Here is a 6,628-nt window from a genome sequence, read left to right as displayed (position 1 = left end):
GCCGAGCCGGCCTCCGAACCAGCGTCCGCCCCCGCCGGGCGGCCCCGCATGACCAGCGTGGCCACCAGCGCCGCCGCGAGCACCCCGATCGCGCTGATCGTGAAGGTGGTCGACATCGCGCTCGTGAACGCCTCCCGGGCGGTGTGCACGAGCCCGGCGTCCCCCTTCGCGACCGCCAGCGCCCCGGCGATCGAGTGCCTCGCCTCCTCCGGCAGCCCCGCCGGCATCCGGCTCGCGAAGCCGCTCGACAGCAGCGAGCCGAGGATCGCGATGCCGAGCGCGGTGCCGGCCTGCTGGATGGTGTCGTTCAGCGCCGAGCCGACGCCCGCCTTCTCCGCCGGGATGGTGCCCATCAGCGCCCCCACCGCGGCCGGCATGGCCAGACCGGCCCCGAGTCCGAGCAGGCCGAGCGCGACCGCCGGGACGGTGAAGCCGCTGTCGGCCGACACGGTGGTCAGCAGCCCGAAGGCGGCGGCCATCACGAGCATCCCGGTGAGGATCAGGAAGCGGTTGCCGATCTTCGCGGCGAACTTGGCCCCGGCCCCGTTGCCGGCCAGCGCGGCGACGGCTAGCGGCACGAACGCGAGCCCCGCCTTGACCGGCGAGTAGCCCAGCACGAACTGCAGGTACTGGGTGAGCACCAGCAGCAGGCCGCCGTTGCCGATCTGGACCAGCGTCAGCGAGAGCGACCCGCCGGTGAAGTCGCGGTGCCGGAAGAGGACCAGCGGCACCATCGGCGCGTCGGTGACGTTCTCCCAGACCACGAACCCGGCGAGCGCCACCACCGCCACCGCGAGGGTGACCAGCGACCGGCCGCCGAACGCGCCGTGCTGCGGGATCTCGATGATCCACCAGATCAGTGCCGTCATGCCGACCGCGGACAGCACCGCGCCGAGCGGGTCCGGCTTCTGCCACGGGCCCTTGGACTCCGGCATCAGCAGCAGGCCGGCCAGGATCGCGAGGCCGACGACCGGGACGTTGAGGAAGAAGATCGAGTGCCACGAGAAGTGGTCGATCAGCACCCCGCCGAGGACCGGGCTGCCGACCAGGCCGAGCATCGCCACCGAGCCCCAGGCCGCCATCGCCTTGCCGCGCTCGTCCTCGTCGAAGACGGTGATGAGGATCGACAGCGTCGACGGCATGATCAGCGCCCCGCCGACCCCCATCGCCACCCGGGAGGCGATCACCTCGCCGGGGTTCGTGCAGAAGGTCGCGGCGAGCGACGCCGCGCCGAAGAGCAGCAGGCCGATGATCATGATCTTCCGCCGGCCGAAGCGGTCCCCGAGGCTGCCTGAGGTCAGCAGCAGTCCCGCGAAGACCAGGACGTAGGAGTCGAGGATCCACTGGGTGTCCTGGGCGCTCGCGCCGAGGTCCGCCGTCATCGCGGGCACGGCCACGGTCAGCGCCATGCTGTCGATCACCAGGACCAGCGAGCTCAGGCACAGCACGATCAGGATCCACCACCGGTGCGGATTGCGGGCTTGCATGAGATCTCCCCTCTCCATGCGCACACCGTTCCCCCGGTGCGCACTGCGTTCCGTCGATGCGCACACTGTACGCATCAGAGAACAGCGTGCGCAACATGCAAGTGCTGTACGCTAAATGCGAACGGTGTACGCAGAAGGGAGCGCCGCCCATGGCCGCCAGCACGAACCCGATCCCGTCCGTATGGGCCCGCCGGCAGCGCGAGCCCGACCAGCCCTCGCTCAGCCGGGACGCGATCGTCCGCGAGGCGATCGTGATGCTCGACGCCGACGGCATCGAGGCGCTGAGCATGCGCAAGCTCGCCGCCCGCCTGAACGCCGGCGCGACCTCCCTCTACCGCCACGTCGCGACCAAGGACGAGCTCATGGAGCTCGCCGTCGACGAGGTGTTCGGCGAGATCGTCCTCCCGCCCGCCGGCAGCCCCGACTGGCGCGCCGCGGCCACCGACGCCGCCCAGGCCTTCCGGGCGACGGTCCTGCGCCACCCCTGGCTCTCGTCCGTCCTCGGCCAGGCGGGGCTCGCCTACCTGGGCCCCAACCTGATGTCCTTCGCCGAGCAGCTGACCGTCCTGTTCACCGCCGCCGGCTTCCCCGAGCCGGTCCGGGCGATCGACACCCTGGTCTGCTACACGATCGGCATGGGCACCACGGAGTCGGCCTGGCTCACCACCGTGGCCCGGTCCGGCCAGACGGAGGCCGAGTTCATCGCCCGCCTCATGCCCGCCGCGCAGGAGGCGGCCGACGGCTTCGAGCACCTCTCCGACGCCTACGCGACCGCAGCCGCCGACATCGATCCGGTGGCCACCCGCGACAGCAAGTTCGGCTACGGCCTCGAAGTCGTCCTCGACGGGCTGGCGCTGCGCCTGCCCCGCTGATCCGCCACCATCCCGCCACCGGCCCGCCACCGATCCGCCGCTCACGCCTCCGCGAAATGCGGGCGGGCGCGGAGCGGGGAACGGGCACAATGGCGTAGTGATGGTCGGCCGTCCGGTACCGGGGGGCCGGGGGTGTGTGGGATGGAGGCCCGGTGAGCGATCTTCCGCGCAAGGCAGTGACCCGCACGGCACGGCTCGCCGCCCTGCCCCTGGGGATAGCCGGCCGCGCCACGCTCGGCCTGGGCAAGCGGATCGGCGGCCGCTCCGCCGAGGTGGTGACGGCCGAGCTGCAACAGGCCACCGCCGACCAGCTGTTCAAGGTGCTCGGCGAACTCAAGGGCGGGGCCATGAAGTTCGGGCAGGTGCTGTCCGTCTTCGAGGCCGCGCTGCCCGAGGAGGTCGCCGGCCCGTACCGGGCGGCGCTCACCAAGCTGCAGGACGCCGCTCCCCCGATGCCCGCCGCCAAGGTGCACGCCGCGCTCGCCGAGCGCCTCGGGTCCAACTGGCGTGAGCTGTTCCGGGAGTTCGACGACCAGCCGGCGGCTGCCGCCTCGATCGGCCAGGTGCACAAGGCGGTCTGGCACGACGGCCGCCGGGTCGCCGTCAAGGTGCAGTACCCGGGCGCGGGCGACGCGCTGCTCGCGGACCTGTCGCAACTCGGCCGCGTCGCCTGGCTGCTGGGGCCGCTGATCCCGGGGCTGGACATCAAGCCGCTGATCACCGAGCTGCGCGAGCGGGTCTCCGAGGAGCTCGACTACGAGCTGGAGGCGCAGGCGCAGCGCCGGCACGCGGAGGAGTTCGCGGGCGATCCGGACATCGTGGTGCCGGGTGTGGTGGCGCAGGCGGATCAGGTGCTGGTGACGGAGTGGATGGACGGCACGCCGCTGGCGGAGGTGATCGCGGACGGGAGTCAGGAGGAGCGGGACCGGGCGGGCCGGTTGCTGGCCCGGTTCCTGTTCGCGGGTCCGTCGCGGACGGGGTTGTTGCACGCGGATCCGCATCCGGGCAATTTCCGGCTGTTGAAGGACGACGGTCCGGTGTCGGGGTGGCGGCTGGGGGTGCTGGACTTCGGCACGGTGGACCGGTTGCCGGGTGGGTTGCCGGCGCCGATCGGGGCGTCGTTGCGGATGGCGCTGGCCGGTGATGCGGCGGGTGTGCTGGAGATGCTGCGGGAGGAGGGTTTCGTGAAGCCCTCGATCGAGCTGGATCCGGACGCGGTGCTGGATTACCTGGTGCCGATGATCGAGCCGGCGGCGGTGGATTCGTTCCACTTCACGCGGGCGTGGATGCGGGCGCAGGCGGCCCGGATCGCGGATCCGCGGTCGCCGGCGTACAACCTGGGCAAGCAGTTGAACCTGCCGCCGGCGTACCTGCTGATTCACCGGGTGACGTTGAGCACGATCGGGGTGCTGTGTCAGTTGGGGGCGAAGGCGCCGTTCCGGGCGGAGATGCTGGAGTGGCTGCCGGAGTTCGCCGAGCAGGGGCCCGGTGACGTGGGGGCCCGTAAGCGCCGCTGAGCGGGCGGCGCCGCCGAGCTCGGCTGATGGGCGCCGCCGAGCGTGCAGAACGGCCGCAGGCCGCTCCCCGGGTACGGGGGGCGGCCTGCGGCGCGACGGGGGTGTGCCGTTCGTCCTGCGTCTGTCCGGGCGTGCCTGCGCGCGCGTGGCGACGGGTGGCCGCGGGACGCGCGTGCGGACTACATCAGGGCGACGGCGAGGGCCTTGCGGGCCCGCAGCGAGGCGCGCTCGGCCCGCTGCTTCAGCTTGCGCGCCCGGGCGATGCGCAGGACGAGCCGTTGGTGCTCGGCCTCGTGCAGTCGATCTTGCATATGGGCACGGGCCAGGGATTCGTGGAGGAGTTGCATTTCGAGGGTCCTGTTCTGGATCTGGAGTTCGTTGGCCTGGTCGGCGCGGATGGCGGGGTCGATGGCGGCGGTCATGTCGTGGTCCTGCTCGTGGTGCGTCGTCGGGAAGGGGTTGGTGCGGGCTGCGTCGGCCTTGGCGGCGGCGATCCGCACGGAGCGGCGGAGGGAACTGTCCAGCGGGGGCTGCTCTCCCCGGCGGATGGCTCCGGTTCCGAGGCCGGGGCTCATGCCATGACCTCGGTCTTGCGCGGACGGCCACGGGGCCGCTTGCGGGCGACGACGACGCCCTGGACGAAGAGCTCGCCACCCCAGACGCCCCAGGGCTCGCGGCGCTCGAGGGCGCCGGCCAGGCAGGCCTCCTTGACCGGGCAGGTGCCGCAGAGGGACTTCGCGTACTCGACGTCGGCGGGCGTCTCGGCGAAGAAGACCTCGGGGTCGAAGGCGCGGCAGGGGATGGGGAGACCGAGTGCCTCGGCCTGCTCGATCGAGCTGAGCTGCATGGAAAGAACCTCCGGGGGGTCGGCCTGGTCGGCCTTGGTGATCTGGCTTGTCGGCGGTACGGACGGGGTGGGCGGTGTGATGACCGTGGACACTGTCTGCGTCTTCCTCGTCTTCTCAGTGGTTCCGGCCCGGCGGACTGGTGGGGCTGGGCCGGAGGCCCCGGGGGGCCTGGGTGGTCTTGCGTACCGGACAAAACAGAAGGGCCGCGGATCCCGGTGTGACGGGTTCCGCGGCCCTGGAGGTGCCGACCTGAATGTGGCTCAGGTTCGTTCTCTCCAGGGTTCAGGCCCGCGGAAGGCCCGCATCCGGATGGCCATGGCGCCGATGGCGGCGGCCTTGGCCTGCTTGATCTGCTGCTCGTTCTGCTTCTGGGGGTTTCCGGCACCGATGACCTGCGCATAGCCGCCATGCATGGCTGCGGCTACGACCGCCTTCGGTGCCTGGGTCGGTCGCTCGTCGCGCTCGGAGCGCGGCGTGCCGAACGACGCCCAGTCGCGGGACAGACCGGTCTCGACGGAGATACCTTCGCTGCTCCTGCCGCCCGCGACGCACAGATCAGTGTGTCCGAGACCACTGACAGTGGCGGTGGCGGCGGGAACGACCGAGACACCGGTGGTGTCGAGACCCAGACCGGTTCCACCGAGCTCTGCGGGCGCCCAGAGGAGGGCATCACGCAGGGAGGCAGCGACAACGGTCTGGCCAGTCATTTTGGTGATCATGATGTTTCCCACTGTCTTCGCCTCCTCTCGGCGTCTCGCGGAGCCGGGTTTCCCCTGCTCCGAATCTTCGGATGTCTGTCTCGGTGAAGCTGATGAAACTCTGAAGCTCTGGGCGCGGGAACTCGGCACAGGCGTCACCCCGTGCGTTCGCGTCCCCTTGACCGCTCCGGCAGGCTATTGCGCTCCCGGTACGCCGCGCAAACTATTTTTCGCGGCGAGTTTCGCGTCGCGCCGGACGGCGCGTTCCGATGCCCCGCGGGAGTCCCCTGAGCAGTCCCCGTGACCACGCCCGGACCGGCTCACGCCGGTTCGACCGGACCGTCGTCCTCGACGCCGTCCGGTTCCTCCTCGGGCTCCTCCCCCGCACACAACGAGAGCACGGCGGCCCCGTACTTGTCCAGCTTCATGGCGCCGACCCCGGAGATCTGGGCCAGCTCCTGGCGGTTCGCGGGCACGTCCTCGGCGATCGCCATGAGCGTCGCGTCGGTGAACACGACGTAGGCGGGGGCGCCCTGCTTCCTGGCCTGCCGGGCGCGCCACTCGCGCAGCCGCTCGTACAGCGCCTCGTCCATGGTGGACGGGCAGCTCTCGCAGCGGCGGAGCTTGCGTTCGACGGCGTCGGTCAGGACGCGCTCGCAGACGCGGCACTTGACCGGTCCGCGGACCTTCCGCCCGGCGGCGCGCTCGCCGAACTCCACGCCCCCGCGTCCGCCCCGCGCGCCGGTGCGCGTGCCGGGTGCGGCCGAGCCCGGGCGCAGCCCGTCGAGGAAGCGGGTGGGCTTGCGGCTGGCGCGTCCGCCCGGGGAGCGGGAGAGGGCCCAGGAGAGGGAGAGGTGCTTGCGGGCGCGGGTGACGCCGACGTAGAGGAGGCGGCGCTCCTCCTCGACCTGTTCGTCGGTCTTGGCGTAGATGATCGGCAGGGTGCCCTCGGTGAGGCCGACGAGGTAGACGGCGTCCCATTCGAGGCCCTTGGCGGCGTGCAGCGAGGCGAGGGTGACGCCTTCGACGGCGGGGGCGTGCTGGGCGGCGGCGCGGGCGTCGAGTTCGGCGACGTAGGCGGCGAGGTCGACGCTCTGGCCGGCGGCCGACCTGGTCCGCTCGAACTCCTCGGCGAGCCGGACGAGGGCGGCGAGGGACTCCCAGCGGTCGCGGACGGCGCCGGAGCCGGCCGGGGGTTCGGGGGTG

At 71.9% G+C, this 6,628-nt stretch carries 7 protein-coding genes; 2 read left to right on the top strand and 5 right to left on the bottom strand.

All coding sequences use genetic code 11. The features are described from left to right. Positions 1 to 1,487: MFS transporter (locus tag AB0O00_RS26070; protein WP_363655663.1), on the bottom strand; the 1,487-nt coding region annotated here is incomplete at its 3' end. Between the two features lie 149 nt (positions 1,488 to 1,636). On the opposite strand from AB0O00_RS26070, the gene AB0O00_RS26065 reads away from it, so the two are divergent. Next, complete coding sequence (locus AB0O00_RS26065) at positions 1,637 to 2,359, top strand: TetR/AcrR family transcriptional regulator C-terminal domain-containing protein (protein ID WP_363655661.1); 723 nt, start codon at positions 1,637 to 1,639, stop codon at positions 2,357 to 2,359. A gap of 152 nt (positions 2,360 to 2,511) precedes the next feature. Then, on the top strand, positions 2,512 to 3,876 hold the full coding sequence (locus AB0O00_RS26060) for an AarF/ABC1/UbiB kinase family protein (RefSeq protein WP_363655660.1): 1,365 nt from the start codon (positions 2,512 to 2,514) through the stop codon (positions 3,874 to 3,876). A 179-nt stretch (positions 3,877 to 4,055) separates the two neighbouring features. Here AB0O00_RS26060 and AB0O00_RS26055 read toward each other — a convergent pair whose 3' ends face one another. The 4 genes from AB0O00_RS26055 to AB0O00_RS26040 form a co-directional block, all read right to left on the bottom strand. Continuing rightward, the gene (locus AB0O00_RS26055) at positions 4,056 to 4,451 is read right to left on the bottom strand and encodes a hypothetical protein (RefSeq protein ID WP_363655658.1); all 396 of its coding nucleotides are present in this window, start codon (positions 4,449 to 4,451) and stop codon (positions 4,056 to 4,058) included. Next, positions 4,448 to 4,765 (bottom strand): WhiB family transcriptional regulator, encoded by a 318-nt coding sequence (locus tag AB0O00_RS26050; protein WP_329928159.1) that lies wholly within the window; start codon positions 4,763 to 4,765, stop codon positions 4,448 to 4,450. Before AB0O00_RS26050 ends, AB0O00_RS26055 begins: the two co-directional genes overlap by 4 nt. A gap of 219 nt (positions 4,766 to 4,984) precedes the next feature. Beyond that, on the bottom strand, positions 4,985 to 5,443 hold the full coding sequence (locus tag AB0O00_RS26045) for a hypothetical protein (protein WP_363655656.1): 459 nt from the start codon (positions 5,441 to 5,443) through the stop codon (positions 4,985 to 4,987). A gap of 299 nt (positions 5,444 to 5,742) precedes the next feature. Further along, positions 5,743 to 6,628, bottom strand: an 886-nt coding sequence (locus AB0O00_RS26040; protein ID WP_363655654.1) for a 3'-5' exonuclease, incomplete at its 5' end; no start/stop codon positions are given.

This window comes from Kitasatospora sp. NPDC093558, from assembly GCF_040683475.1.
Lineage (GTDB): Bacteria > Actinomycetota > Actinomycetes > Streptomycetales > Streptomycetaceae > Kitasatospora.
This window is presented reverse-complemented; position numbering and strand designations above follow the sequence as displayed.

Coding starts and splice junctions, on each gene's coding strand:
- AB0O00_RS26065 (WP_363655661.1), top strand. CDS start 1,637: ATGGCCGCCAGCACGAACCCGATCCCGTCCGTATGGGCCCGCCGGCAG.
- AB0O00_RS26055 (WP_363655658.1), bottom strand. CDS start 4,451: ATGAGCCCCGGCCTCGGAACCGGAGCCATCCGCCGGGGAGAGCAGCCC.
- AB0O00_RS26045 (WP_363655656.1), bottom strand. CDS start 5,443: ATGATCACCAAAATGACTGGCCAGACCGTTGTCGCTGCCTCCCTGCGT.